General features: G+C 68.4%; 20 protein-coding genes and 1 pseudogene. 7 read left to right on the top strand and 14 right to left on the bottom strand.

Going from position 1 to position 26241, the window contains the following annotated elements; genetic code table 11:
- Nucleotides 1-35: 35 nt before the first annotated feature.
- Nucleotides 36-1856 (top strand): endonuclease/exonuclease/phosphatase family protein, encoded by a 1821-nt coding sequence (locus RIN75_RS15200; RefSeq protein WP_309112555.1) that lies wholly within the window; start codon nucleotides 36-38, stop codon nucleotides 1854-1856.
- Between the two features lie 65 nt (nucleotides 1857-1921).
- On the opposite strand, the gene RIN75_RS15195 is transcribed toward RIN75_RS15200, so the two are convergent.
- From RIN75_RS15195 to RIN75_RS15180, 4 genes are all read right to left on the bottom strand, one after another.
- Nucleotides 1922-2731: an SAM-dependent methyltransferase gene (locus tag RIN75_RS15195; protein WP_309112554.1), complete on the bottom strand. Its 810-nt coding sequence runs from the start codon at nucleotides 2729-2731 to the stop codon at nucleotides 1922-1924.
- A gap of 258 nt (nucleotides 2732-2989) precedes the next feature.
- Complete coding sequence (locus tag RIN75_RS15190) at nucleotides 2990-4006, bottom strand: sporulation protein (protein WP_309112553.1); 1017 nt, start codon at nucleotides 4004-4006, stop codon at nucleotides 2990-2992.
- A 35-nt stretch (nucleotides 4007-4041) separates the two neighbouring features.
- Nucleotides 4042-5085 carry a hemolysin family protein gene (locus tag RIN75_RS15185; protein WP_309112552.1) on the bottom strand — a complete coding sequence of 348 codons (1044 nt, stop codon included), beginning with the start codon at nucleotides 5083-5085 and terminating at the stop codon, nucleotides 4042-4044.
- Nucleotides 5082-6395: a hemolysin family protein gene (locus RIN75_RS15180; protein ID WP_309112551.1), complete on the bottom strand. Its 1314-nt coding sequence runs from the start codon at nucleotides 6393-6395 to the stop codon at nucleotides 5082-5084. Before RIN75_RS15180 ends, RIN75_RS15185 begins: the two co-directional genes overlap by 4 nt.
- Before the next feature lie 144 nt (nucleotides 6396-6539).
- Here RIN75_RS15180 and RIN75_RS15175 point away from each other — a divergent pair, with 144 nt between their 5' ends.
- Nucleotides 6540-6938: a MerR family transcriptional regulator gene (locus RIN75_RS15175; protein WP_309112550.1), complete on the top strand. Its 399-nt coding sequence runs from the start codon at nucleotides 6540-6542 to the stop codon at nucleotides 6936-6938.
- 19 nt (nucleotides 6939-6957) lie between these two features.
- Here the strand turns inward: RIN75_RS15175 and RIN75_RS15170 are convergent, their stop codons facing one another.
- From RIN75_RS15170 to RIN75_RS15150, 5 genes are all read right to left on the bottom strand, one after another.
- Nucleotides 6958-7110, bottom strand: a complete 153-nt coding sequence (locus RIN75_RS15170) for a hypothetical protein (protein ID WP_309112549.1) — start codon at nucleotides 7108-7110, stop codon at nucleotides 6958-6960.
- Entirely contained in the window at nucleotides 7107-7745 is a 639-nt protein-coding gene (locus tag RIN75_RS15165; protein ID WP_309112548.1) for a cellulose binding domain-containing protein, read from the bottom strand. Before RIN75_RS15165 ends, RIN75_RS15170 begins: the two co-directional genes overlap by 4 nt.
- Nucleotides 7746-8051: 306 nt before the next feature.
- Complete coding sequence (locus RIN75_RS15160) at nucleotides 8052-8285, bottom strand: hypothetical protein (protein ID WP_309112679.1); 234 nt, start codon at nucleotides 8283-8285, stop codon at nucleotides 8052-8054.
- A gap of 24 nt (nucleotides 8286-8309) precedes the next feature.
- Complete coding sequence (locus RIN75_RS15155) at nucleotides 8310-9758, bottom strand: non-reducing end alpha-L-arabinofuranosidase family hydrolase (RefSeq protein WP_309112547.1); 1449 nt, start codon at nucleotides 9756-9758, stop codon at nucleotides 8310-8312.
- A 988-nt stretch (nucleotides 9759-10746) separates the two neighbouring features.
- Nucleotides 10747-11292 (bottom strand): N-acetyltransferase family protein, encoded by a 546-nt coding sequence (locus RIN75_RS15150; RefSeq protein ID WP_309112546.1) that lies wholly within the window; start codon nucleotides 11290-11292, stop codon nucleotides 10747-10749.
- 17 nt (nucleotides 11293-11309) lie between these two features.
- Here RIN75_RS15150 and RIN75_RS15145 point away from each other — a divergent pair, with 17 nt between their 5' ends.
- Entirely contained in the window at nucleotides 11310-11870 is a 561-nt protein-coding gene (locus RIN75_RS15145; RefSeq protein ID WP_309112545.1) for an XRE family transcriptional regulator, read from the top strand.
- Nucleotides 11871-12469: 599 nt separating this feature from the next.
- On the opposite strand, the gene RIN75_RS15140 is transcribed toward RIN75_RS15145, so the two are convergent.
- The 5 genes from RIN75_RS15140 to RIN75_RS15125 all read right to left on the bottom strand — a co-directional run bounded on the left by RIN75_RS15140 (nucleotide 12470) and on the right by RIN75_RS15125 (nucleotide 19255).
- Nucleotides 12470-13132, bottom strand: a complete 663-nt coding sequence (locus tag RIN75_RS15140) for an endo-1,4-beta-xylanase (protein ID WP_309112544.1) — start codon at nucleotides 13130-13132, stop codon at nucleotides 12470-12472.
- On the bottom strand, nucleotides 13123-13536 hold the full coding sequence (locus RIN75_RS44095; protein WP_375295970.1) for an alkaline phosphatase family protein: 414 nt from the start codon (nucleotides 13534-13536) through the stop codon (nucleotides 13123-13125). Before RIN75_RS44095 ends, RIN75_RS15140 begins: the two co-directional genes overlap by 10 nt.
- An 8-nt stretch (nucleotides 13537-13544) precedes the next feature.
- Entirely contained in the window at nucleotides 13545-13670 is a 126-nt protein-coding gene (locus tag RIN75_RS44090; RefSeq protein WP_375295962.1) for a hypothetical protein, read from the bottom strand.
- A gap of 177 nt (nucleotides 13671-13847) precedes the next feature.
- Nucleotides 13848-15524 carry an RICIN domain-containing protein gene (locus RIN75_RS15130; RefSeq protein ID WP_309112543.1) on the bottom strand — a complete coding sequence of 559 codons (1677 nt, stop codon included), beginning with the start codon at nucleotides 15522-15524 and terminating at the stop codon, nucleotides 13848-13850.
- A gap of 827 nt (nucleotides 15525-16351) precedes the next feature.
- On the bottom strand, nucleotides 16352-19255 hold the full coding sequence (locus RIN75_RS15125; RefSeq protein ID WP_309112542.1) for a BTAD domain-containing putative transcriptional regulator: 2904 nt from the start codon (nucleotides 19253-19255) through the stop codon (nucleotides 16352-16354).
- 210 nt (nucleotides 19256-19465) lie between these two features.
- Here RIN75_RS15125 and RIN75_RS15120 point away from each other — a divergent pair, with 210 nt between their 5' ends.
- The 4 genes and pseudogenes from RIN75_RS15120 (at nucleotide 19466) to RIN75_RS15105 (ending at nucleotide 26216) form a co-directional block, all read left to right on the top strand.
- On the top strand, nucleotides 19466-24130 hold the full coding sequence (locus RIN75_RS15120; protein ID WP_309112541.1) for a glycosyl hydrolase family 18 protein: 4665 nt from the start codon (nucleotides 19466-19468) through the stop codon (nucleotides 24128-24130).
- A 129-nt stretch (nucleotides 24131-24259) separates the two neighbouring features.
- Nucleotides 24260-24531 (top strand): annotated as a pseudogene (locus tag RIN75_RS15115) (IS1380 family transposase); the annotation flags it as partial.
- 193 nt (nucleotides 24532-24724) lie between these two features.
- The gene (locus RIN75_RS15110; protein WP_309112688.1) at nucleotides 24725-25249 is read left to right on the top strand and encodes a hypothetical protein; all 525 of its coding nucleotides are present in this window, start codon (nucleotides 24725-24727) and stop codon (nucleotides 25247-25249) included.
- Between the two features lie 709 nt (nucleotides 25250-25958).
- Nucleotides 25959-26216: a hypothetical protein gene (locus RIN75_RS15105; RefSeq protein WP_375295961.1), complete on the top strand. Its 258-nt coding sequence runs from the start codon at nucleotides 25959-25961 to the stop codon at nucleotides 26214-26216.
- The last annotated feature ends 25 nt before the right edge of the window (nucleotides 26217-26241 follow it).

Genomic DNA, 26241 nt, shown 5'->3' with positions numbered 1-26241 from the left:
TCTTCCTCGAATCCCGCCCATTCCAGGAGTGCCCGGTGAACCGCTCCACCACGGTGATCCTCACCGCCCTGCTCGCCACCACCGCAGGCGTCGTGGTCGCGCCCACCGCCTCGGCCGACACCTGCGCCTACCCCTCCACCCGCATCCGCCAGATCCAGGGCGCGGCCCACCTCTCCCCGCTCTCCGGCGCCTCGGTCACCGACGTCCGCGGTGTCGTCACCGCCGTCGCGACCACCGGGTTCCGGTTCCAGGACCCGTGCCCGGACACCAACCCCGCCACCTCCGAAGGCTTGTTCGTCTACACCTCCAGCGCCCCGACCGTGAAGGTGGGCGAGGAGATCTCCGTCCGGGGCAAGGTCACCGAATACCGCCCCGGCGGCAGCAGCACCGCGAACCTCACCACCACCGAGATCACCTCACCCCGCATCACCAAGCTCGGCACCAAGCCCGTGCCCACCGCCACCGTGATCGGCTCCGCCGGTCGCGTCCCACCGGCCGCGGTCATCGACGACGACGCCACCGGCAGCGTCGAGACCTCCGGCACGTTCGACGCCGCCACCGACGGCATCGACTTCTACGAGTCCCTGGAAGGGATGCGCGTCCAACTGGACAAGCCGGTCGCCGTCGCACCCACCAACGCCTACGGCGAGATCGCCGTGCTCGGCGACGACGGCGCCACCGCGTCGGTGCGCACCGCGCGCGGCGGCATCGTCCTGCGGCAGGGCGACGCCAACCCCGAACGCGTCCTGCTCGACAACGCCGTCACCCCCGGCACCACCCCGACCGTCGACACCGGCGACCACTTCTCCGCCCCGGCGGTCGGCGTCCTGGACTACAGCTTCGGCAACTTCAAGCTCCAGCTCACCGCACCGCTGTCCCGGGTCTCCGGCTCCCTCGCCCCGGAGAGCACCACCGCACCCGCCTCCGGCCAACTCGCCGTGGCCACCATGAACGTGCACAACCTCGACGCCAAGGACCCGCAAGCCACCTTCGACGCCCTCGCCCGGCAGATCGTCACCAACCTCGCCGCGCCCGGGATCGTCGCCCTGCAAGAGGTCCAGGACGACAACGGCCCCGACACCGGCACCACCTCCGCCAGCCAGACCTGGGCCAAGCTGATCGCCGCGATCAGCGCCGCCGGCGGCCCCGCCTACGACTACCGGCAGATCGACCCGGTGAACAACGCCGACGGCGGCGAACCCAACGGCAACATCCGGGTCGGCTTCCTGTTCCGCACCGACCGGGTCTCCTTCGCCCCGGGCACCCACGGCGACGCCACCACCGCCGTCCAGGCCCACGACAGCGGCGTGACCGGCGACCGCGTCGCCCTCACCCTCAACCCCGGCCGCATCGACCCGAACAACACCGCGTTCGACAACAGCCGCAAACCGCTGATCGGCAAGTTCCACGTCGACGGCAAACCTCTGTTCGTCATCGCCAACCACTTCAACTCCAAAGGCGGCGACGACCCCCTGTTCGGCCGCCACCAACCGCCCCGCTACCCCAGCGAAACCCAACGCACCCAGCAGGCCCGCACCGTCGCCGACTTCCACCGCGCCATCACCGCCATCGACCCCAACGCCCGCGTCGTCGTCGCCGGCGACCTCAACGACTTCGAGTTCTCCACCGCGCTCGGCGAACTGACCGCCGCCGGCCTGCGCGACCTCCCCGCCGAACTACCCGACACCGACCGGTACAGCTACGTCTACGACGGCAACTCCCAGATCCTCGACCACCTGCTCCTCTCACCCGCGCTCGTCGCCACCGGCTACGAGTTCGACGTCATCCACGCCAACAGCGAGTTCGCCACCCGCCCCACCGACCACGACCCGCAGGTCGTCCGCCTACGACCCTGACCGCGCGCGACGTGCCGCCAGCCCGACCGGCGGCACGTCACCGCCTGCACGTCACCGCCTGCACGTCACCGCCTGCGCGCCACCGCCGCAAGACCGGTGAACCGCTCCGGGTGCTCGTCGACCTCGTCCAGCGACTCCGGCCGCCACAGCGGCAGGTACACCACACCGGGATCGACCACGTCGAACCCGTCTAGCAGACCGCGCACCTCGGCCTTGGACCGCATCGTCATCGGGGTGGCGGTGCGTCGGTACAGCTCCCGGTGCTCGTCGGCCTTGTCCGGACGCCCTTCGTGGGTGGCGTGCGAGAGCACCAAGAAGCTGCCGGGCGCCATGGCGTCCCGGTAGCCGGCGAGGACCTTCGCGGGCTCGTCGGTGTCGGGCACGAAGTGCAGCACCGCGACCATCATCACCGCGACCGGCTGGTCGAAGTCCAGCAGCGACCGCACCTCGGGCCGGTCCAGCAGCAGGTCCGGGCGGCGCAGGTCGGCCTGGACGACTCTGGTCAGCGGGTCGTCGCCGAGGATCATCCGGCTGTGCGTCACCGCGACCGGGTCCATGTCGACGTAGACCACACGGGCGTCCGGAGCGGCGTTGCGGGCCACCTCGTGCACGTTGCCGACCGTGGGGATGCCCGAGCCGAGGTCGAGGAACTGCCGCACCCCCGCGGCCACGCAGTACCGCACCGCCCGCCGCAGGAACGCCCGGTTGGCCTGCATGATCAACGGCAGGTCCGGCCACATCGCCACGGCCCGCTCGGCCATCTCCCGGTCGACGGCGAAGTTGTGCGCGCCACCGAGGTAGTAGTCGTAGACCCGCGCGGCACTGGGCCGGGTCAGGTCGATCTCGTCCGGCACACCCTCAGACCGCTCGACCATGCCGTGCCCCTCTCCGTACTGGCGTCGCGCGACTGCGCGGAGCGTAACGCCGCCGAGAGATCGTGGGACGCGGGGTCGATGTGCCGCCTCCGACGGGGCACAGGCGGTTGAACCCCGCGGATCGCGCCGTCCGGTGCGGATCGTGGGTCATTCAACGCGGCAACGGGCGTGGCCCGGCGGGGAAGCGCGGCGGACGGTGGGGTTGTGGACGTCCGCCGCGCCGATCCGGGAGGTGTCAGCCGAGCTGTTCGCGGGGGCTCACTCCTCGAAGGCGAAGTCCTCGCCGCCGCCGTCGTCCTCGAAGACCTCTTCGACGACCTCGCCGAGGATCATGCCGCCGACGACGCCGGCCGCCGCGCCCGCCACAACGCCACCGACGCCGGAACCCCGGTGGTGGTCGTGGTGGTCGTACCCGTGCTGGCCGTAGCCGGGCTGGTGCCCGTACTGGTGCTGGCCGTACGCGGGCTGGCCGCCGAAGGCCGGATTGCCATAGGCCGCGTGGCCGCCGCGTTCGGCGACCTGGGCCAGCCACTGGTTGATCGCCGAGGCCCAGTCGGTGTTCAGCGCGTCCTGGTGGGACACGTGGAAACGGCCGAACGCGTCGCCGCCGGAGCTGAACAGCCCGCCGCGCTTGTCCGCCTCCAGCACCACGACCAGTTCGTGCGGGTTGGTGACGAACGTCAACTCGACCTGGTTGATCCGACCCGCGTACTGGCCCGGCGGGAAGAACTCGATCTCCTGGTAGAAGCCGAGTTCCTGGTGCACGCCGGCGATGCGGCCGGCTTCCACGTCCACGGAGCGGAACTGGAACCCCAGCTGCCCGAACGCGTCGAGCACGCGGTCCTGCGAGGGCAGCGGGCCGACCAGGACCGGGTCCAGGTCGCCCTTGTCGGGCGCGCCGGAGATCACCAGTTCCGTGCGCACGCCGACGGTCATGCCGGGCAGCGGCTGCCCGCCCACGGCGGTGATCGGGGTCTCCCACGGCAGCGGGAGCTGGAACGGCACCGACACCGGCTGCCCGGCGGCCACCCGCACGGCCTGTGCCACCGACAGGCGCAGGAACTCCGAGACACCGCCGAACTCGTGGTCGCCGTGCTCGACCTCGACGCGCGTGACGAGGGACAGCACGATCTGGTCGATGTGGGCGTCGGCGCTGCCGCCCTGGATGCGGACCTGGCCGGTGATCACCTGGCCGGGCGTGGCGTGCGGTGAGTCCAGGACGGTGTCGACGGAGGGTCCGCCGACGCCGAAGGCGCTGAGCATCCGCTTGAACATCAGGTCTCTTCCTCCGGGAAGGGGTGTGGGGATTCTCAGGAGGTGCGAACTACCGGGTCGGTCTCGTCCTCGAAGTCGCCGATCAGCTCTTCGAGGAGGTCTTCCAGCGCCGCGATGCCCACGACGTGGTCGCTGTCGGCCACGAGTGCGAGTTGGGCGCGGCTGCCGCGCATGGCGGTCACCGCCTGGGCGACGGGCAGGTCCACGGGCAGGGTAAGCGGGGTGGTCATCAGGTCGCGGGCCTTCCTCGGCTCGCCGGCCGCGATTGCCCGCACGGCTTCCCGGATGTGCACCAGGCCGACGTAACGGCCGTGCATGTCCATCACGGGGAAGCGCGACCGCCCGGACTCGCGGCTGCGCCGCTCGACCGCCGCCGCGCCGGTGTGCTCGGTGACGCTGACGGCCTGCTCGATCGGCACCATCACCTGGGCCACGGTGGTCTGCTGGAGCTGCAACATGCGGGTCAACAGCTTCTGCTGGCCCTCGGGGATCAGGCCGTGCTCGGCGGACTGGCGGACCAGCATCCGCAGGTCCTCCGGCCGGTGCGCCTGCGCCAGCTCGTCCTGCGGCTGCACCTTCAGCAGCCGCAGCAAGCCGTTCGTGGTGTGGTTCAGTCCACTGAGGACCCACCGCACCGACCGGGCGAACCCGCGGAACGGCAGCGCCAGCAACAGCGCCGACCGCTCGGGGTGCGAGATCGCCCAGGATTTCGGCGCCATTTCGCCGACCACCATGTGCAGGAACACCACCAGCATCAGGCTCAACGCGAACGCGATCCCGTACGCCACGCCGTCCGGCAGCCCCGTCGCCCGCAACAACGGGTCGAACAGATCGGCCACGGCGGGCTTGGCCAACGCGCCCAAACCCAGCGTGCACAGGGTGATGCCCAACTGCGCACCGGCCAGCATCAACGACAGCTCACGCACACCGGCCACCGCCGCCCGCGCGGCCCGGCTGTCCTCGGCCGCCGCCTCCAAGCGGTGCCGCTTGGCCGCGACCAGCGCGAATTCGGCGGCGACGAAGAAGGCGTTGGCCACCAACAGGAACACCGACACCAGGAGGGACCAGGTCGTGCTCATCGGGCTTCCTCCCGGTCCCGCGCCCGCTCGGTCAGCACAACCGCCGCGGGCACGTTGCGGGCGACCTCCACGACCCGGATCGACACGCCGTCCAGCTCCAGCTGGTCACCGACGGACGCGGTGCGGCCCAGTTGGTGCAGCACGAGCCCGGAGACGGTGTCGTAGCTGTCGTGGGCGGGCAGCTCGACGTCGGTGGCGTCGGCGACCTCGTCCACCCGCATCCGCCCCGGCACCCGCCACACGTGCTCGCTCAGCGGCTCGATGGCGTCCTGCACCAGATCGTCCTCGTCGTGGATCTCCCCGACCAGCTCCTCGGCCAGGTCTTCCAGCGACACCACGCCGGCGAACCCGCCGAACTCGTCCACCACGCACGCCAACTGCCGGTGCTCGGCGCGCAGCCGCTCCAGCACGGCCGGCAACGGCAACGTCGTCGGCACCACCAGCGCCGGCGAGGCGATGTCGCCGACCGGGGTGTCCGCACGCTTGTCCGGTTCGACGGTCAGCACTTCGGCCAACCCGACCACGCCACGCAGGTCGTCCAGGTCGTCGCCCACCACCGGAAAGCGGGAGTGCCCGGTGTCCAACAGCTCGACCACGCGCGACACCGGCTCCCCGGCCTGGATCGTGTGCACCGAGACCCGCGGCGTCATGGCCTGCTCGGCCACCAACTCGCGGAACCCCAGCCCGCGCTCCAACAACTGCGACAACTCGGGATCAAGGTGCCCCTGCTCGTTCGCGTCACCGATGATCTGCCTCAGGTCCTCGGAAGTGGCGCCCTGCGGCAGCTCCTCGACCGGCTCGATGCCCACCGACCGCAGCAACTTGTTCGCCGCCGCGTCGAACAGCCGGATCAACGGCCCCGCGACCTTCAAGTACACCAACGTGGACGAACTGAGCGCCGTGGCCAGGACCTCCGGCTTGGCGATCGCGAAGTTCTTGGGGAACAACTCACCCAGCACCATCTGCACCACGGTCGCGAACACCAGCGCCAACGCCATCGACAGCGACACCGCAACCGCCGTCGGCAGCCCGGTCACGCCCAACACGCCCGCCAACCCCGTACCCAGCAACGGCTCGGCCACGTACCCGGCCAACAACGCGGTCACGGTGATGCCGAACTGCGCGCCGGAGAGCATGAACGACAGGCGCTGCGTGACCCGGTAGGCCCGCTCGGCGCCCTTGTCGCCCGCCTCCGCCATCTGCCGCAGCCGGCCCCGGTCCACGGCCATGTAGGCGAACTCCTGGGCCACGAAGTACCCGGTGGCCGCGGTGAGGGCCACGATCGCCAACAACCCGGAAAAGATCAACACGGCGCAACCGCCGTGGAAGAGGAGTTCAGCCGGGCCCCACCCGGCCGACTACTGCAACCGTCTATGTCGGTTCCATCAGGCACACTTCATACTAACACGTACAACTGTACGGTTCACTGTGAGTGTTCGACGGAGGGGGCCTGTGTGACCGACGTCCTGCTCAAGATCGGCGAACTCGCCGCACGCGCCCAGGTCAGCCCGCGCACCGTGGACTACTACACCACCCTGGGCCTGCTCACGCCCGCCAAGCGCACCGCCGGCAACTACCGGCTCTACCACCCCACCGACGTCGACCGCATCCACCTCGTCCAACGCCTGGAGGTCCAGGGAGTTCCTCTAGAGGAGATTTCCACCGCACTCACCGCCGGCCGGACCGACATCACCGAGATCATGGAGCGCATCGACGAGGACCTGCGCACCCTCCAGGCCGCCGCCGAGACCGCCTCCCCGGAGATGCACGGCCTGCTCGCCGCGATCGCCACCCGCATCCACTCACTGATCACCGTCGCACTCCAGATCCCGCCGGATCTCCCCCTCCCCTGACCGCATCTGACCACGCAGGTCATCGAACGTCGCCGAGCCCGTGTCGGGCACGCCGGGTGACGGGACTGTCGTCGGCACAGGCGGCGATCACGACACCGGAGGCCAGCCCCAGCAGCTCCGCCCCGCCCGCCCCGCACAGGCAGACCAGCACGAGCCACAGCAGCAACCTCATGGACCCAAGCTAGCCACCAAAGGCGAGACTACGTCGGGTTCGGCACGACCCGGCCGCCACCTTCGCCGGAACACCGCACGCCTGCTCACGAAGGGACGATCGTGGCCCGCGGGCGCGTCGATGATCACGTTCTCGATCGTGCCGCCGTTGGCCACCACGAACATCGGGTCCTGGCTCTCACCCTGACCACCGTCACCGATGCCGTAGTACCGCTTCATCCCACCGTTGAAGTACGACCCGGTCTCACGGGTGTCGGTGATCTTCACGCTGCCGGTGTCGCTCGGCCACGGGCCGCTGCCGTCACCACCGCCCGGCTGCTGGGACGTCGTGGTGGTAGTAGTAGTGGTCGACGTTGGGGTTGAGGTGCTGGTGCCGGTGGACGAGCCAGTGCACACCACGCCGTTGAGCTTGAACGACGACGGGGCCGGGTTCGACCCCGACCAGGAGCCGTTGAAGCCCGGCGTGACCGACGCGCCCGTGGCCAGCGAGCCGTTGTAGCTCGCGTTGCGCACCGTCACCGCACTGCCGGACTGGGAGAATTCGCCACCCCACAGTTGCGTCACCTTCTGCCCCGCCGGGAACGACCACTCCAGCGTCCAGCCCGACACCGCGTCGCCCAGGTTGGTCACCGTCACGTTGGCACCGAAACCGCCCTGCCACTGATTTGGTCACGGTGTAGTCCACTCGGCACCCGACCGCCGCGTTGGCATTGGTGCCGACCGCCATCACCAAGCCTCCGGTCAGAGCCGCCACCGACACGGCCGCGGCAATACCGGCGGTCCGACTTCTGGTGTGCTTGCCCATGCGCAGAATCATGCGTCGCCTCCTTGCGAACAGCACTGTTGGGCAACGGTCCAAACGACGCCGACCGCGGCGGACTGGCGGAATCAGCAGCGCGCGTCATGTCCGGGAACGCCCCCAAGCAGTCCGGAACCAGTTGTTCATGGTGTAGAACTCGTTTTGTAGAACTCGTTGTAGTCGACCCAGACGTTGGTGCTGTTCTTCTGGACGGTGATGCCGTCCCTCTCGCCCGTGTCGACGTGGTGGATGGTCGGGTTACGGATGACGATGTTGCACGAGGTGTTGTTCCGGAACACCGAGGAGCCGCCGAAGTCGAAGCCACGGGCCGTTCGGTGAGGACGCCCGTCGCGAGCAGTGTCAACCTCAGCGTTGATCCTCCTCGGTGACCGCGGCGGCGGTCAGCAGGTGGAGTTCGTCTGCGTCAGCACACCCAGGCGCCATGGCAGGAAGTTGTAGGAGTCGTTCGCGTTGGGGTCCTTGCCCTGGTACATGTAGCGCAGGTTGCACGAACTGATGGTCATCGTCTGGTCGATGCCGTTGCGGATCATCTCGCCGTGGCTGATGTCCCTGGTCCACGCGGTGCCGTCGAAGGCGACGTTGTTCGACCGGGCGAAGGGGTTGGCCTCGGTGTCGGCGAGCGCGGTCCACGACCCCGTGATCGTGGGCGAGGTCCAGGACCGGAAGTAGCGCTTGCCGTCCGAGCCGATCGCCTCGTTGACCAGCAGGTAGCTGTCGCTGCCCGTCACCTTGTAGACGTTGGGTGCCTCGAACAGCTTGAACTTCGTGTCCTGCAAGGCGATCACGGTGTTGGTCATCCCGTTCGGGAAGTTGGCGACCGTGGTCTCCGAGCGGTACAGGTGCCCGTTGTCGTCGCTGGAGAACAGGTGGCACTTCGTGCTGTCGCAGATCACCCAGAAGTCGACCCAGTAGCCGTCGCCGATGTTGTCCCGGATGATCTGCGGCATCCCGTTGGCGTAAAACTTCTTCGGCGCACTCCACGACTGCGGGTTCGAGATGTCCGATGTCGTCGAGTACGCCGCGTTGTCACCGGTCTGGAAGACCAGGCACCACAGGCGCTGCGGCGCGAAGTAGAACACGTGCGGCGCCGCCTTGTACCCGCCACCGATCGCGGTCCGGTCCAGGTAGTGGTGCTGTGCCGAGCCCGCCTGCGACCAGTCCGTGAAGTTCAGGTACACCACGCTGTACCCGCCGTTGTTGTTGGTGGTGCTGGCGAACACGTGGTAGCGGCCGTTGTGGTGAACGACCGACGGGTCCTTCACGGCGCGGATGTTGTGCGTGGCGTCCGACTTCGGCCCGATGAGCACACCGCTGGACCGCCACTGGAAGCTGCTCGGCAGATTGGCTCCCACCTCGACGTCGAGGTGGTCCAGGTTCGGCAGACCGGCCGAGGTGATCGGGTCCAGCCGGATGGTGTTGCCGCCCGATCTCAGGGTGACGGTCACCGTCTTAGTGAGCCAGGTGCTCCACGCGCCCGTGCTCTCGAACGACGGCGACGCGACCGTGGAGTCGTTGACGACCAGGTTCACCGGCCGCGCGGTCCTGCCACCGTTGGCGAACCGGATGCCGACCGCCGCAGTGCGCGCGCTGGAGGCGTTGACGGTGAACTGCGCGTACGCCCCGATGGCGTTGTCGCCGTTGCAGAAGCCGGAACCGGTGTACCCGGACCAGTTCGTGTCGATGGTGCCGGCGCACGCCGCCGGTGAGGTCTCGGCTTCGTACCTGGTGGGCGCCGCGTGCACCGGACTGGCCGACAAGGCGGCGAGCACGGCCGTGACCAGCACGGCGAGGGCGGATTTGCGGAAATGGCCACCACTGCGCGAACCCATGCACACCTCCTTGCGGGCAAATAGGTCACCAACGCAACCGGTCCACCGCTGTTCACGCCTCTGAACGGCGGAACCTTAGCTGGGAACGCTCCCAGTGGGCGACGTTAACGCAGCTTCCCGGAGCGCGCAATAGTCGTCGTAAAACCACTTCGAGTTCACCACGGTGAACAAATGTGCTATCGAATGTTCATGGTGATGAACGCGGAAATAGTAACTTGGCGACCGATCAAAGGATCGTCCGGGGCGGGCGCGGGGTGCCGGACCGTAGAGCCTGGGCGGGCTTCAACGGCGCCAGGGTGCACACGGCGATCTACGGCTCGGCGGTGGCATCCGGGACCTGTCAACCGGTGTCGGTCTTCCTGTCGCGGTGAGGGCCCACCGCGCGACGCTGCTTGCAAGACTCGATTTGACCTGGACGTTCGGGGCGCGGTCTCCGCATCGGACGGAACGCCCCGAGCGTGATGTCGTACGAACCTTGGCCCGCTTCGACGCCGAGCCGAGTAGCGGCCGGACAGTGAGGAACAGTCGAGCTCCCCGGTCGGCGTCGGCATCCGCGGTGAACGTCATCCTGGGGGCGCCGCCGTCGAACCCGTAGGACGAGCACGGATGACCGACGTGTCCTACCGGATGGTCCGTGGTTACGTCGCGGTCCGGCGACCGGAGATCAAGGTGGAGGCAAGGCGGGCGGTTCGTGCCGCACGCGCACTGGCCGGACGCGGAGGCGGCCGAACCCGATACCTACTCGTGGCCGCCGGCATGACCGGCAGCGCGTTCGTACCGGATTCGGAACCTGACTCCTCGACCGGAGCCACTTGCGCGGCGCACCACACGTCGTCACCTCGTCCCGCAGGAGGCCGAGCAGCCTCCCGCGCGGCTCCGCGCCCAACGCAGACTCCGTCCTCTGTCGGCTGGCGCGATATCCACGGCGGCGCAGATCGAGGGGCTCGGTGCTGCGCAACAACGCCGAAGAAGCCGGACTCGCCACCTTCTAAGCGGGCGTTCGCCTGGCGAGAACTCCGCCGCCGGACAGGTGCCGCTGCATCAGTACCGTGTCCAGTGTCTCGCCGTGCTTCACGCCGACGCCACGCAGGCGACCGGCGACGGTGAAACCGCACCGCCGGTGCAGCCGCTGCGATGCCGGGTTGCCGTTGTCCACGATCACCGCGATCACCTCGCGCACACCCGCGTCGGCACAGCGGTCGAGCAGCCCTTCCAGCAGCGCGGTGCCGATTCCGCGCCCTGCCGCGCGTGGGCTGAGGTAGATCGAACTCTCCACGGTGAAGCGGTACGCGCTCTTGGTCTTCCACGGCGAGCAGAACGCCATGCCCACGACCTCGCCCGCCAGTTCGGCGACGAGGAACGGCAGCCCTCGGCCGGCGAGATCCCAGTACCGCTCGCCCCACCGGGCTCTCGTCGGAGGTGCCTCGGCGAGCGACACGGTGGTCTCCAGCACGTAGCCCGCGTAGATCGCGGTGACCGCGTCCAGGTCCGACGGCCACGCCTCGCGAACTTCGATTTCCACTATAGTGTTCATAGTTCTACTATAGCGCTATGTTTGAGCTGACGGAACTCGCCGACCGCATCCAACGTCTGCGCGGTGAGCGACGCCTCACCCTGTCCGCCCTCGCCGAACGGTGTTCGGTCAGCGTGAGCATGCTGTCAGCGGTGGAGCGCGCGGAGAAGGCGCCGACCGTGACAGTGCTGGCCCGGATCGCCGAGGGGTTGGACGTTCCGCTGATCGCACTGCTGGAGGACATCGGCGACCGCAGGGTGGTGGTCCGCCGCCGCGCGGACCAGGAACGAACGGTGCACGCGGCGGGCTGGGAACGCGTCGTTGTCTCGCCGGTGGTCGCCGGGGTGAACTTCGAACTGGTGCGCGTGACCCTGCCGGCGGGCTGCGACGCGGGCGCGTTTCCGGCGTACGCCAGGGGGTCGCACGAGTACGTCGCGGTCGAGCAGGGCACACTTCGGCTCACTGTGGGCGGCCGGGTGATCGACCTCGCGGTAGGGGACTCGACCTACTTCGAAGCAGACCAGGCGCACGGGTTCGCCAACACCACCGACGAGGTCTGCGCCTACTACGTGGCCGCACTGATCATGCGCCCGCGCTGACCCCTGATGAAGGATGGCGTTCGCCCTGGCAGAGCCGACGGCCAGTCCGCCGAAGGCCACCTCGACCTCCTGGACCGCCTTCGAGGGCACTGGGGCAACGTCGATGTCAAAGGACCCAGTCGTCCGCCGCCGATCGCAGTGATCAACAGGTACGGAGGACAGCAGCTCGCGGGTGTAGGGGTGGGTGGGTACGCCGCACACTTGGCGAGGCCACGTTCCGGTGCGGGCGGCTGCGCACCGAGTCCGACGAAGCTCAGGGACGCGACGCGCTGGCCGTGCTCGGTCGCATCCCCGACCGGCCCGGCGACACTGTTCATGGTCTCGGGTGTGGCGCATCGAGGTGGCCTGGCCAGAACCCGCCTCTGGCGCGACATCCGCGTTGCTCCCAGTGCGTTCGATCGCTTCTCGCTATAGCTCCAGCATCACGCACTACCCCGCGGAGGGAGTTGTTCACCCTCCGCGGGATGTGCTGGGCCGTCGTGGACGGTGGGGTCAACAAGGTGAGTTGGTTTGCGTGAGCAGGCCCATTCGCCAGGGCCACCGGATGTAGTCGCCGCCGGCGCCTTCCCCCTCGTCGTTGAGGTCTTCTGATGGTGTTGTCAGCCGATGAGGTCGAACTGTTCCCACGGTCCGATCGTGGTGCGGTTGGCGATCAACGGGCTGCCACCCGCGTCGTCCGCGGCAACGATCCTGCCGTTGGCGTGCGCACGCAGGCTGACAACCCGTGACGGGAGGTCACCGGTGCCGTTCAACGTGGCGAGCACCGCGCCGTAGGCAGCCTTCTTGTTGCCGCTGCCGTCGAACAGCAGCGGTTTCTCGCGCACGCGCCAGGAGTCGCTGTCCCGGATGCCCCAGACGGTGATGCCGGTGCAGCGCGACACGTTCAGGCAGGTCTGGACGGTGTTGGCGTAGGCGCTCGACGGCGCGTCCTTGATGTCGAGTTCGGTGATCTGGACGTCCACGCCGAGCGCGGCGAAGTTGGCCAACGTCGTCTGGAAGCTGCTGGGCTGCCCGCCACTTCCGAAGTGCGCCTGGAATCCGACGCAGTCGATCGGTACGCCGCGCGACTTGACGTCGTGGACCATGTTGTACGTGCCTTGCGTCTTGGCCGCGTTCCAGTCCTCGATGTTGTAGTCGTTGTAGCAGAGCTTGGCGGCGGGGTCCGCGGAGCGCGCTGTGCGGAACGCCTCCTCGATGAACCCGGTGCCGGGCACGTTGCGGAACACCGAGGAGCGGAGCTGGTTGCTGCGGATCAAGTGCATGCCTCGTCTGGGCAGGAGGACGTCTCGGATGGCGGTGGCGGGCAGGTGGCCGGTGCGTTCGACGACGGTCGGGGAGTTGGTGTCGGAGGACAGCAGGACGGGTCCGTGTTCGGGGTGTCGTGTCGGGTAGGCGGCCGTGGGTGCCGCCGATCCACTCGCTGGAACGCAAGCCGGCGGTGGGTCCCCGGTACTGGAACAGCGGGAACCCACCCAGTTCGGCGACCAGGTCGTCGTGCAGCACGGGCGGGCGCACGCCGCCGCGCGGTCTCCCACAGCTTCTCACCGCCGACGAGCCGGTTGTGCTGCCGCCACAGCGACACCTCACCCAGGTCGCGGAAGTACCAGCCGTTGCCGACGATCCCGTGCCGTGCCGGGGTGAGCCCGGTGAGGAACGTCGACTGCACCGAGCACGTCACGGCGGGCAGTACGGTGCCCAACCCGGCCCGCCACCCCGATCCCCCGGTGCGCTCAGGTTCGGCATGTGCGGCAGCAGGGCGGGCGTCATGCCCGCCACGTTCAGCACCACGAGCGGCTTCACGCGAGTTCTCCCAGGCGGTGTGCCGCCCAACGCAGTTCCGCCGCGATCCCGGCGGCGAGGCCGTCCACGCCCTCGGGCAGGACGGACCACGTACAGATCTCCGCCTCGACGTCCGGTGCGGCACCGGGTCGGGCCAGTACGGCACCGTACTGGCCCGACCCGTCGAACCCGGTCCGGCTACAGCGTGACCGGCTTGCCGCCGAGGGTCACGGCGAGGCGGCCGTCGGAGGCGTAGGACCAGCCCAGGGCACCGGTGTAGTTGGCGCACCGGGAACCGTTGGAGCCCATCCAGAACTGGTTGGAGGTGTCGGAGTTGCCGACGATGCGGTCGTTGGTCCCGCTGCCGCTGCGGCAGGACGTGTTGTTGCGGAACACCGAGGAGCCGCCGTCGAAGGTGAAGTTGCGCTCGGCGTTGTCGATGCTCAGGTTGTTCGACACGGTCATCGTGCCCAGGTTGCGGTTGTAGGTGAACCCGTGCTTGCCGTTGTCGTAGGCGATGTTGCGGCGGATCACGTGGTTGACCCCGATGTCCTCGCCGCCCAGCTTGTAGCCGTTGCGGTCACCGTTGCCCGCCTGACCGCCGTTGCTCAACGTGCCGTTCTCGTACGCCAACGAATCCTCGATCGTCACCACACCGATCGGACCCGTGTCCGTCTTGGTGAACAGATCCCAACCATCGTCGATGTTGTTGTGCGCCACCGCGTACCGGAACACGTTGCCCGGACCCGACGTCAGCTTCGCGGCGAACCCGTCCGCGTCCTCACCATCGGAGTCCGCGTTGTCGTGCGACTCCGCACTCAGGATCAGGTTGTTCGCCGGCCACTGGTCCTTCGGCGTGCTCGACAGCATCCGCGACAGTTGCAGGCCCGTGTCCCGGTTGAAGCGCGTGATCGTGCGCTCGAAGATGTTGTTACTGCCACCGACGAAGATCCCGTTGTCACCGGCCCGCTCGACGATGATGCCGCGGACGTGCCAGTAGTTGCCGTTCACCGCGAGCCCGCGGTTGGCCGGGTCCTCGGCCTGTGCCGAGAAGTTCAACACCGGCGTCTCACCGGGGTACGCGAACAACTCCGTACGATCACCCGACATACCGTTGTTGCCCTGCGGAATCATCACCGTCTGCGAGAACCGATACGTCCCACCACGCATCAGAATCGTCCCACCGGAGCCGACACGGCCGATCGCCGAAGTGAGGGTGGTCGGAGCCGACACCGTCCCCGCCGCACTGTCGCTGCCGTTCGGCGACACGTACAGCGCGGAGCCCGGCGGCGTGGTGGTAGTCGTGGTGGTCGTCGTTGTCGTGGTCGTGCTGGTCGTCGTGCTGGTGCTGGTGGTGGTCGAGGTCGGCCCGCCGGTGGTCGGGGTGAACGTCCACTGCTTGGTGGCGACGCTGTCGCAGGAGTTGGTCTGCACCAACGCGCCGGCCGACGTGGAGTTGTCCTTGATGTTCATGCACTTGCCACCGTTGGCGTTGACCACCCGGTAGTTGCTACCGCTCGCGGTCACCGCCCAGGTCTGGCTGGCGGCGCCGGTGCACGCCTCCAACTGGATCGGCTTGCCCGCACTGGTCGACGCGTCCCGCACACCGACGCACAGGCCACCGACGGCCAACGCGATCCGGAACCCGCCGCTGACCGCGGTCAGCGTCCACTCCTGGCCACTACCGCCGGCGCACGCCTGCTGCTGGAGCTGCACACCACTCGTCGGGCTCGACCCCGGCGCGTCGAGACACTGCCCACTGCCCCCGTTCTTCACCGTGTACGTCCCCGCGCCGACCGCTGCGTCCGCCGGCGTGGCGTTCGGCCACGCCGCGAGCGTGGCGGCCAGCGCGGTCGCGGCCGCCGCCGCGATCAATCCCCTGCGGATGCCACGCGGTCTTGCTAACCGCGTGCCTGCAGGCTGCTCCGGTGTACCCATGACAACTCCACTTCTCAACGCTCTGGGGGAGAAGGTGCTCGACCGTGGCCCTTTATGCGCGGCGGAGCATTGCGGGCATCGATCGGGTTCACTGGCGCAGGAATGCGACCCTGACGAAAGCAAGAAACGCCAGAGTGCGTCGACCCCGACCTGAACCGGCCGACGGGAAAGCGACAAACACGGTGCCCCCTGGGTGCTTCGTTGCGCCATTCGGACAGGAAACCGTTTGCCCGCCGAATGCTATGAGGTCCGCCGGGCCAGGTCAACGGCTAATTCTGGGGTAGCGACCTGCAATGAGGCATCGAATCAATCGAACGCCCAGGTCAGCGCCGCCCAAACTGATCACGAAACTGCCCTGGGGGCTTCAGCGAAGAATACGGCCCGGTCATACTTGTGAACAAAATCAGCGCGCACTGGTCATACTTGTGAACAAGTGGGCACGCCACCGGATGCCATCGGCACCCACGCGCGCACCGGACACCATTTCTTTCGGATCTCCCACCTCGGCCACGCAGTGATCACACCACCAGCGTTGAACTGCTCGTTACCGGGGGTAACGCTTGCGGCGAACACCGCAGCCAGTCCGAGAACGTTGCGCGGTGTCGGCATTGGTGGCCTCTCGTTCACGGGCCCGCGGTCCGGATCGTCATGCGGATTCCCGGAGGACGAGGCGCGGTTGCACCGCCGTCACCACGTCCGGATCGAGGCCCTGTCCGTCGAGGAACCGCCGGATACAGGTCAACCCAGGTCGGCAGTGTTCTGGTTTATGTACCGACGGAGTTGTCTTTGGGTGGATGGTCGAGGTTGTCGAGTTGGTGTTGTACGCGTGCGGCGTCGTTGTGGCGGCCTTGTTCCCGGTACAGCTGGACGGCTTCGCGCCACACGGTGCGGGCGGTCTCGGTGTGGCCGAGTGCGGCGTGGGGGTGGCCGAGGTCGTCGAGGGTGTCGGCGACTTCGTAGGTGTTGCCGAGGTCGCGGAGGAGGGTGAGGGCGTTGCGGTAGTGGGTGATGGCTTGGGTGTGGTGGCCGGTGTGGTGGTCGATGTAGCCGAGGCTGTCCAGGGTGGCCGCTTCGCCAATGAGGTTGTGGTGGTGTCGGTGGAGGGTGAGGGCGGATTGGCAGTGGTCGCGGGCGGTGTCGTGGTCGCCGAGGCGGGCTGCGTACCAACCCAGAGCGCTGAGTGCGCGGGCCTCCCCCACCGGGTTGTCGAGGTTCCGGTAGAGGTCGAGAGCGGCACGGGCGTGGTCGAGTGCTGTGCGGTCGTCCCCCTGTTGCCCCAAGGCCAACCCGAGCGCGATGTGGATGTGGGCCTGCTCGAGGAGGCTGTGGTGGTGTTCGGCCAGGGCAAGGGCCTGGTGCAGGTGGTCGAGGGCGTGCTCGTGGTGACCCAACTCGGCGTGGGCGAGGCCGAGGTGCTGGTGGGCGAGGGTGTGGGTGGTGGGGTCGGGGAGGTGGGTGGCGGCGTCGGCGGCGGCCTGCCACACGGCGAGTCGGTTGTGGCGGTGGCCCCGCCAGTAGTGGAAGGTGTGCAGGTTCCAGGCGAGGTGCCAGACGGTGGCGTGCCAGTCGAGCGTGGTGGCGGTGTGGTGGGCGGCGAGCAGGCAGGCGTGTTCGGTGTCGAACCAGGCCAGCGCCGCCGAAACGTCGGGCAGTGGGTGGGGGTGGACGTCTGGGGTTGGCGGGTCGAACGGGACGGGGTCGCGTTGGGGGTGCAGGAGTCGGTCGGCGGTGCGGGCGGTGTGGGTGTAGAAGTCGAGGATCCTTCGCAGCGCTGTCTGCGGCACCGTGGCCGGCAGGTTGTCGGCGGTGGTGGTGGCATAGGCGCGGACGAGGTCGTGCATGGCGTAGCGATTGCCGGGGAGGCGGTGGATGAGGGAGGCGTCGGTCAGGGCTCGCAGCGCCGCGTGGGTGTCTCGTTCGGGTAGATCGAGGAGGTGGGTGGCGGCGGGGAGGCCGGTGTCGGGGCCGGGGGCGATGCCCAGGAGGGCGAACAGTTGGCGTTGCTGGGTGGTGAGGTGGTGCAGTGACCAGGAGAGCACAGTGGGGAGGCTGGCGGAGGGATCGTCGGCGTCGAGAGCGTCCAGGCCGAGGGTGCGGAGCTCGGTGATGATGTCGGCGAGGGGTAGGTGGGGGTTGGCGGTGATGCGAGCGGCGATCAACCCCAGCGCCAGGGGGAACCCGCCGCACAATGCGATCAGCTCTGCCACCGCGGGTGCGTCGGCCGCAGTTCGGTCGGCCCCGAGAGCAGTGGTGAGCAAGGTGTGGGCCTCGGTGTCGGTGAGGACGTCCAGGCGGATCGGGCGGGCGCCGTGGCGGGCGACGAGCCCGCGCAAGTGGTTGCGGCTGGTCACCACGACCGTGCAGTGACCGCTGCCGGGTAGCAGTGGGGTGATCTGATCGGTGGCGACAGCGTTGTCCAGCACGATCAGCATCCGCTTGTCGGCCACCAGGCTCCGGTACAGCTCGCTGCGGCGGTCCAGGTCGGTGGGTTGGCGGTCGCGGTCGACGCCGAGCGCGTCGAGGAACCCGCTGAGCACGTCGGCGGGATGTGCTGGTTGGCCGGTGGGTGTGAAGCCGTGCAGGTCGGCGAACAACTGGCCGTCGGGAAACCGATCCAGGTTGCGGTGAGCCCAGGTCAGGGCGAGCCAGGTCTTACCGATCCCCCCGGCGCCGCCGATCGCCGAGATCACCGTTATCCTGCCGCCCGGCACCTCCTCCGAGGTGGCAGTGGGTGGAGCAGGGGTCCCCGACGACGACAACGCAACCGACGCTGGTGGTGGCGGGATGGTGGCGAGTGCGGCGTCGAGGTGGTCCAGTTCGTCGTGGCGGCCGACGAACCGCGTGGGTGGGGCAGGCAGTTGCCGAGGTGTCACCACCGGCTCGACCATCGCGTCCGCGGATGCGGTCACGGTGTCCGCGGGTGTGGGGATCAGGCGCGGATCGGCTGCCAGGATCTGCCGATGCAGGTCCTGCAACGCGACACCGGGATCCGTGCCCAACTCCTCGGCCAACCGCTCCCGAAGTCGCTGGAAGTGGTCCAAGGCATCCGCTGTACGACCAGCACGGTGCAGCGCCACCATGTACTGGCCGGCCACCCGTTCGTCCAACCGGTGCTGCGAGGTCCGCGCCGACAGTCGCGCGACCAACTCCTCTCCCTGACCGAGGCGTAGCGCAGCGTCGACCAGGTCCTGCTCCGCGGCCCATCGTTCCTGCTGCCACCGGTCACGCTCGCTCTCCACCCACTCCCCGCCCAAACCGGTCAACGGATCGCCACTCCACAACCCCAACGCCTCGGTGAGCAGCACCACCTTCCGGCTGTCCTGCCCAGCGGTGCGGGCTTGGTCCCGCAGCGAGCGGAACAGGAGCAGGTCCACCACCCGCTCCGCCTGCTCTACCTCCAGGAGGTAACCGTCCGAGCGATGCACAATCGCCGCCGCCCCGGCGAACACGCCACGCAACCGGGAAATGTGGCTCTGCAACGCCGTTCGTCCCCGTCGCGGGGTGTCGGCACCCCACACCCGCCCTACCAACCGATCCGCCGGCACAACCTGGCCGGCATCCACCGCAAGCGCCACGAACACACACCGCTGCCGCGAAGGCCCCAGATCCACCACCCGCTCATCGACCCGGGCGGCCACCTCACCCAGCAACAGGATCTCCACGGCCATCCACGCGCCTCCTCCGGCGTGACTTCCTCCCCGGTCACAGCAGTAGCGCACTGGCCAGGCCAGTACAGCAGTCGGCAAGCGATTCACACGAACGGTCGACCACCATGACACCCACGCGGCCCGACGAAGATCGCGCAGAGGGAGTGAGCCGCCAGTTTTCCAACGTGAGAAAGGGGAGGACCCTTGTTCCGCCGATCAATACTCGCAGCGGTGGTGATAGTCGGGCTGGCAGGGTCACTTGTCGTTCCGGTCGCCGCCGCCGCCGATTTCCCCGCGGCCACCACGCCCATGATCACCTGGAACATGCAGGGGGGCAACAACCAAGCACAGAACGACAGCAAGTGGTACAACACGGTCCGGCGGCTGGCGCTGCAGGTGCCGATCCTGATGCTTCAGGAGGTCGGCCCGCACCCGCCCCTCGCCAGCTTCGCAGAGCCTGACCAGACCTTCACCACGATCGACAGCCAGGGCAACCCGCACCAGTTCACCGTGCTGCACCGCACCTGGGTCGTCGACACCGACCGCAATGACAGGCCTCTGACCCGTCAGGTCTACTTCCTGCAGACCGCCGACGACGCGACCAACCCGCGCCGGATCGGCGGCCGGGTCAACATCGCGCTCGTCCTGACCGAGGTGCCCGACGAGCTGATCGTCGTCGGCAACCCGATCGACGCCGGCCGCAACGCGCTCGGTGCGCGGTTCGGCGACGAGTGGTACTTCACCATGCACGGCCTGACCAACGGTGGCGGTGACTCGGGGCCGATGCTGGACGCCATCGACGACCGGATCGAAGCCCTCGGGAACCAGCGCGGCCGCACCTACAACGCGACGGTCGGTGGCGACTTCAACGTGGACCCGGAGGACCTCGAAGGCCGGGACAGCTTCCCGCCGAACCTGCGGATCCACAACGCGGATCAGGCGACCCACCAGGAAGGTGGTGAGCTGGACTACTTCGTCACCACCCACTTCTTCGACCAACCGCTGACGGTCACGGTCCGGCCCGAGGGCAACTCCGACCACCGGCCGGTCCAGGCCGGCCAGATCCGGGCGGCCGGCCCCACCCCGTCGATCGACGAGCTCCGGGTGATGCCGACCGGTGACGGGATCACGGCCGGTGTGCACAGCATCGATGGCGTTGGCTTCCGCGACTACCTGAACAAGATTCTGAAGGGCCTGACCGCCGTCGCGGTGGTCGGTGGCACGGCGGCCGCTTCCCTCTTCAAGCGCACGGATTTCGTCGGTGAGCTGAGGAACGGCGAGCAGGGCGACCCCGACCACATGGGGTTCGACGGCAAGGGCATCGACGACATCAAGGCCGAGTCGATCCCCGCGCTGCGGACACTGCGGCCGAACCTGATGACCCTGGTCGCCGGCACGGTCGACTTGGCCGGCGGTGCCGACGGCACGGCGACGGCTGGGAAGATGCGGAGCTTCCTGGACGCAATCCACCAGACCTCGCCGACGACCACGGTCCTGCTCGGGACCCTGCCGCCGTCGACGAACCCGACGTACCAGGCCCGGATCGACGCCTACAACAGCGCGCTGCGCACGATCGCCTACGCCAAGATCAGGGACGGCGCACGGCTGGTGCTGGTCGAGCTGGGCTCGGTCACCCCGGAGGACATCACCCACGAGATCTACCCGACCGACGCCGGTCACCGGAAGATCGCGGAGGCCTTCGCCGAAGGCGTGCGGATCGCGGTCCTGCAGCGCTTGATCAGCGGCCGCTCGTACGTCTGGGAGCCGATCGGCACGATCCTGGAGGCCGCCGCGACCGGCTCGAAGATCGGCTTTCCCGACCTGGACGGCGACGGCAAGGCCGACTACGCGGTGGTCGGTGCGGACGGCGGGGTCACCGGCTGGCGCAACCACGACCCGCGCGAGGACGCGGTACCGCTGGGCGACATCAGCCCGGCCGACCGCGGGAACGACCCGGCGCGGGTCTACTTCGCCGACCTGGACGGTGACGGCAAGGACGACTACATCCGGATCCTGCCGGAGGCCGACTCGCCGACCGGCATCCCCGCGATGCGGATGTCGCGGAACACCAGTAGTGGCGGCGAGGTCAGCTGGGGCAGCGCGACGATCGTCGCGAACGACCTCACCTACTGGCCGGAGCTGTACTTCACCGATCTCGACGGTGACGGCCGCGACGACCTGATCACGCTGAACCGGCTGCTCTTCCCGAGCGCCTGGCGGAACGAGGGCGAGGGAATGCCGACTCCGGGCGGGTGGGGCAAGGTCGAGGGTTTCGCCACTCCGGGTCAGTCGCCCGGTGCGCAGGTCGCCTTCCCCGACATCACCGGTGACGGCAAGGCCGACACGGTCCGGGTCGAGTACGTCACCGGTGAGGTCCGGGCCTGGCAGAACACCGGCGCTCCGTGGAGCGTCAGCGAGGGCTGGCAGTCGCTGGGCGTGATCCGCGCCGACGATCCGTTCCAGGGCACCTTCGGGGCCTTCGCCGACCTGAACGGCGACGGGATCGAGGACTTCGCCCTGACCCGCTCCGGTACCACGGCGAGCACCGCCGACCAGGCGGCCGTGGCCAGTGAAGCCGGCGATACCGAGGGCTGGCTGGTGCCGAGCTACGGCGAGGACGGCCGCAGCGACGGCGGCGCCGGTGATCTCGGGGTCAACGGTGGTGTCGGTGACCCGATGGAGTCGCACCCCGGTGGCGACGACGGCGGATCGCGGCCGGGTGCGTCCGGCGACTGCCGGCCGGACGGTCTGGCGGCCACGCCGGGCGTGGCGACGCCGTACTGCAAGGTCTATCAGAGTGACGGCCGGGAATGGCTCGGTCAGGGCCGGAACCGCCGGGTCGTCGGCTACTTCAACGGTGGCCGCACGGGCGCCGACGGCACGCCGCACTACCTGGTGAAGAACATCCCGTGGTCGAAGGTGACCCACCTCAACTACGCGTTCGCGTCGGTGGAGAACAACCAGATCAAGGTCGACTCGAACGCCACCCGGTTGGAGTGGCCCGGCGAGGTCGGTGCCGAGATGGATCCCTCTCTGCCCTACAAGGGGCACTTCAACCTGCTGACGAAGTACAAACGCCTGCACCCGCGGGTGAAGACGCTGATCTCCGTCGGTGGCTGGGCCGGTTCCGGTGGCTTCTACGCGATGACCACCAACGCCGACGGCTCGGTCAACCAGAGCGGGATCGACACGTTCTCGAGCTCGGTCGTGAACTTCCTGCGAACCTACGGGTTCGACGGTGTCGACATCGACTTCGAGTACCCCACGGTCCTCGAGGACACCGGCAATCCGAACGACTGGGCGGTGTCGAACCCGCGCCGCAAGGGTCTGCCCACGGCGTACACCGCGTTGATGAAGACGCTGCGGGACTCGCTGAACCGGGCTTCGGTCGCGGACGACAAGTACTACCTGCTCACCTCGGCGTCGTCGGCCTCCGGCTACCTGACCCGCGGGATGGCCAACCAGACCGCGCTGGACTACCAGGACTTCACCAACCTGATGGCCTACGACTACCACGGCACCTGGAACAACGTCGTGGGTCCGAACGCGGCGCTGTTCGACGACGGCAAGGACCCGGAACTGGCCGATCAGTACGCCACTCCGGAGTACGGGAACATCGGGTACTTCAACACCGATTGGGCGATGAAGTACATGCGTGGCGCGATGCAGGCCGGGCGCGTCAACATCGGAGTGCCCTACTACACGCGCGGCTGGCGGAACGTCACCGGCGGCACCAACGGTCTGTGGGGCACCTCGCAGAAGCCGAGCGGCTGCGAGCCGGGCACGGGCGTCGTACGGCCGTGTGGTGACGGTGCCATCGGCATCGACAACATCTGGCACGACAAGACCACCAACGGCACCGAGCTCGGCTCCGGGACGAACCCGCTGTGGCACACCAAGAACCTGGAGAAGAACATCACGCCGATCTACGCACGCAGAGTCGGGCTGACGCCGGAGACCGACCTCACCGACCGGCGCACGGGCCACTACACCAGGTACTGGGACGACACCACGAAGACGTCGTGGCTGTGGAACGACCAGAAGAAGGTGTTCCTGTCGACCGAGGACGAGCAGGGCATCGACGCGGTCGCCGATCTGGTCAGGTCGACCGGTGCGGGCGGCGTGATGATGTGGGAGCTCGGCGGCGACTACTCCTGCCCGGCGGACATCCAGCCGGACCTCCCGTGCGGGATGGGGTACACGCTGACCACCCGGCTGAACGAGAAGCTGGGCAACATCGGTGCCTACGACACCAGCCTGCGCACCGGCAGCGCTGGTGTCGCGCCGACGGTGACCGTCAACCTGAGCGTCGAGATGGTCAACTACCCGACCGCCACGGCGAACCTGTGGCCGTTGCAGCCGACCGTCCGGATCACCAACAACACCGGGCGCACGCTGGGCGGTGGCAAGGACACGAAGCTGTCGTTCGACATTCCGGCCTCGACGTCACCGCTGGTCAAGGACGCCAACTGGCAGACCGATGCCCAAGGTGGCCAGTGGAAACTGACGCCCGGCACGACGTTCCACCGGGTCAGCACGACGCTGGACTACTGCCAGATCATCCCGGCCGGGAAGTCGCTCGACCTGCCGATCATCTACTTCCTCCCGATCACCGGTCCGGTGAACACGAGTCTGTCGATCGGCGGTACGGCGTACGCGCCGGCGACCGACAACCTCAAGGGACTCGGTACGGCAACCCCGCCGGCTGGTGGCTGCAGCGCCGGGAACTGGGACGCGACCAAGATCTACTCCCCGGCCACCCAGCCGATCGAGCAGACCACGGTCAAGTACAACGGCAAGGTCTGGAAGGCCAAGTGGGAGACGAAGGGCAGTGCCCCAGGCACCGGGGCCGACGCCGACCACGAGCCCTGGAAGCTGATCGGCGACGCCGGCTGACCGTCCTCAACCACCCATCCCTGACACTCCACATCGTGATCAAATAACCCGAGAGAGTGCTTCTGAACTGCAACGACGGGACTTGTCCATGGTCCTGTCGCCTGCACGGAAAGAAGCACTCTCCACGGGTTGTACCCGCGTGTTCGTGTCGAGGGCAGTAGCAGTGGGTGGTCTCGCAGGCTGGGGCGATGCTGTTGGTCGAGACGGTCCGCAAGGTGGACCTGGACACCGCGATATCGGCGGCGCCCGCGCCGTGGCGCAAGCCGCGGACGGTGCACGACCCGGGCAAGGTCCTGCTGGATATCGCGCTCGCGACGGCCCTGGGCGGGGGGGACTGCCTGGCCGACGTCGCCATGCGTCGTGCTTGGACGGTGGCTGCGGTCCCGGATGTTGGTCGTGTTCCGGCAGGTTCGGGTGTGTTCGTAGGGCGGTCGGGCGAATTGGCGCGGCTGGAGGCCGCCGTCATGCGGTCGGGCCGGGCAGGGACCGGTTCGCAAGGGGGCGTGACGAGACACGAGGTACCGGAGAGGTCGTCCGCTTCCGTAGCGTACGTCGCGGCGGTGCGAGTCGGGCGTGATGGTGCAGGATCGTCCCGTGGACCACCAGTTACCGCTCGCCGCAGGCCGGGCCGCCGAAGTCCCGGTCGATCGGATCGGCGCGCCGGCCGCAGACCACGTCATCGAGGTGATGGGGCAGTCCGGCACGGTGTCGGGCACCGGCACGGTGGTGCAGGCCGGTCGGGACGCCCGGGTGCATGTCGGTGACGTGAACCTGCGGACCGGCGCGGTGGTGCGGACCCGCTACCGGTTCCAGGTGGAGCGCATCGCGCCGGCGGAGCTGGTCGGGCGCGAGGCGGAGCTCGCCGAGTTGGACGCGTTCTGCACCGACCCGTCCACAGCCGGGAGCTACCGGTGGTGGCGTGCGGGGGCGTGGGCGGGCAAGTCGGCACTGCTGTCGTGGTTTGTGCTCTACCCGCCGCGGGGAGTGCGGGTGGTGTCGTTCTTCGTCACCGCCCGTCTGGCGGGCCAGTCGGATCGGACCGCGTTCATCGACAACGTGCTGGAGCAGCTGCTGGTGCTGCTCGACGAGGACGTGCCGGCGTTGTTGACGCCCGTCTGAGGAGTTCGCCGTGGGCGTGCGAGGAATCCGCGGGCGGTTGGTCCACGATGTGTAGAGGTAGGTCACCGCGCCGACGACGAGGAAGACCCCGAGGGCACGGCGGCTCCACGGAGGGATGTCCGGGATCGGCTGAAGCAGGAACACGACGATCGGGCCTGCGAGTGCGAAGACACTGCCGAGTTGCGTGAGCAGTGTCCCGGTGACACTTCGCGCGTAGCCGCCTTGGAACCGGGCGTTGTCGGCGTCGTGGCGGCTGAGTTCCACGGCGCGGGCGAACACCTCGGCCGGGTCAGCTTGAGAGTGGTGCTCTGCCAGGATTCGGCGCACCAGGTCCAGATCCGTAGCAGCTACGGACATACCCGATTGCTGGTTCTCCACATCTTGGGCATCCGAGGGTGGTGCGGGCATCGCGAGATGATTCCTCCTGCTCGTGCGTCGTTGACGGAAGACGGGTTCTCACGGAAGGACAGTTCAGTGGTTGGCGGCGCGCGTGCCGCCACGACCCCGCAGCAGGACGCCGGATTCGGTGAGAATGCTTAACCGGACTACGGCTGCGAGGGTGTGCTCTCGGTTGTGGCCATGCTTGGTGGGACGTCGTGCCGTGGGGTCGATGCGCCGCGTGGGTCCGGTGCTCCATCCCGGTGGTCGTGCGTGTCGATCCGGTCATAGGCGGCGAAGCGGACGTCGAGCCCGATAGGGTGGCTTGGTCATGATCGACTACGAGCGTGAGGGGAAGTCACCAGTGGCTGTTTCCGTGGACTTGGCCAAGCAGCTGGACAAGGCGTACGAGGGGCTGACCGTGGCCGAGGTCCTCGACGCGCCGGTCGCGGCGTTGGCCGGGGTCAGCGAGGGTGACGCGGAGAAGTTGGCCGCGGCCTTCGGGATCAAGACCGTGCGGGACTTGGGGACCAGCAAGTACTTCAAGCTCGCCGCGGCGCTGGTGGACCTGGACCAGGCCGCCAAGTAGAGCGGCTCGCGGGTAGCTGATTCGA

It is taken from the genome of Saccharothrix sp. (assembly GCF_031180885.1).
Taxonomy (GTDB): domain Bacteria; phylum Actinomycetota; class Actinomycetes; order Mycobacteriales; family Pseudonocardiaceae; genus Actinosynnema.
This window is presented reverse-complemented; position numbering and strand designations above follow the sequence as displayed.

Coding starts and splice junctions, on each gene's coding strand:
- RIN75_RS15195 (WP_309112554.1), bottom strand. CDS start 2,731: ATGGTCGAGCGGTCTGAGGGTGTGCCGGACGAGATCGACCTGACCCGG.
- RIN75_RS15190 (WP_309112553.1), bottom strand. CDS start 4,006: ATGTTCAAGCGGATGCTCAGCGCCTTCGGCGTCGGCGGACCCTCCGTC.
- RIN75_RS15185 (WP_309112552.1), bottom strand. CDS start 5,085: ATGAGCACGACCTGGTCCCTCCTGGTGTCGGTGTTCCTGTTGGTGGCC.
- RIN75_RS15170 (WP_309112549.1), bottom strand. CDS start 7,110: ATGAGGTTGCTGCTGTGGCTCGTGCTGGTCTGCCTGTGCGGGGCGGGC.
- RIN75_RS15155 (WP_309112547.1), bottom strand. CDS start 9,758: ATGGGTTCGCGCAGTGGTGGCCATTTCCGCAAATCCGCCCTCGCCGTG.
- RIN75_RS15150 (WP_309112546.1), bottom strand. CDS start 11,292: ATGAACACTATAGTGGAAATCGAAGTTCGCGAGGCGTGGCCGTCGGAC.
- RIN75_RS15145 (WP_309112545.1), top strand. CDS start 11,310: ATGTTTGAGCTGACGGAACTCGCCGACCGCATCCAACGTCTGCGCGGT.
- RIN75_RS15140 (WP_309112544.1), bottom strand. CDS start 13,132: ATGCACTTGATCCGCAGCAACCAGCTCCGCTCCTCGGTGTTCCGCAAC.
- RIN75_RS15125 (WP_309112542.1), bottom strand. CDS start 19,255: ATGGCCGTGGAGATCCTGTTGCTGGGTGAGGTGGCCGCCCGGGTCGAT.
- RIN75_RS15105 (WP_375295961.1), top strand. CDS start 25,959: ATGATCGACTACGAGCGTGAGGGGAAGTCACCAGTGGCTGTTTCCGTG.